This is a genomic window from Blastococcus goldschmidtiae (assembly GCF_031845325.1).
GTDB classification, from domain to species: domain Bacteria; phylum Actinomycetota; class Actinomycetes; order Mycobacteriales; family Geodermatophilaceae; genus Blastococcus; species Blastococcus goldschmidtiae.
The window spans coordinates 1-968 of record NZ_JAVREI010000038.1; the positions used below are offsets into that span (position 1 = coordinate 1).

General features: G+C 68.5%; 1 protein-coding gene. It reads left to right on the forward strand.

The genetic code is table 11. From position 1 onward, the window contains the following. A partial coding sequence (locus RM425_RS21475; protein WP_311347267.1) for an IS481 family transposase occupies window positions 1-968 on the forward strand: 968 nt, incomplete at both ends.

Below are 968 nucleotides of genomic sequence, written 5' to 3' on the forward strand. Positions count from 1 at the left end.
TCGCGCCCGGCTCCGTCTTGCGCGGCTGGTCATTGACCACGGCTGGTCCCCAGCCCGCGCAGCCGAGCGCTACGACGTCTCGTGGCGCACCGCCAAGAAATGGGCCGAGCGCTACCGCGACGAAGGGCCCGCGGGGATGGTCGACCGGTCCTCGGCGCCACGTCGCCAACCCAACAGGACGCCGGCTCCGGTGGTCCGCAAGATCGTGCACCTGCGGTGGAAGCAGCGGCTCGGGCCCGTAGAGATCGGCGACCGGCTCGGCATGGCCGCCTCGACCGTGCACGCGGTCCTGGTTCGCTGCCGGATCAACCGGCTCACACACATCGACCGCGCGACCGGCGAACCGATCAGACGCTACGAGCACGAGCGCCCTGGCGACCTGATCCACGTCGACGTGAAGAAGCTCGGCAAGGTCCCTGACGGTGGCGGGTGGCGCTACACCGGCCGGCAACAAGGGTTGAGGAATCGCGCGGCGACCGCGGCCCGGACCGGGGCACCGAAGAGCAAGTACCGCCAGCCGCTGATCGGAACGTGCTACCTGCACACCGTCATCGACGACCACTCCCGTGTCGCCTACGTCGAGGCTCGCGACGACGAGACCAAGGAGACCTCGGTCGCCGTGCTGCGCAACGCGATCGCCTGGTTCGCCGACCGAGGCGTCACCGTGCACCGGGTGCTCAGCGACAACGGCGGCGCCTACCGCTCTTTCCTGTGGCGTGACACCTGCGCCGAGCTGGGCATCACGCCGAAGCGGACCCGGCCCTACCGCCCACAGACAAACGGCAAGATCGAGCGCTTCCACCGAACTCTCACCGAGGGCTGGGCGTTCAAGAAGTTCTACAACTCCGAGTCAGCGCGGCTCGCGGCCCTGCCAGCATGGGTCCACCAGTACAACCACCATCGGCCCCACTCAGCGGTCGGGAAGCTGCCACCCATCACCAGGTTGAACAACCTGGCTGGGCATCACA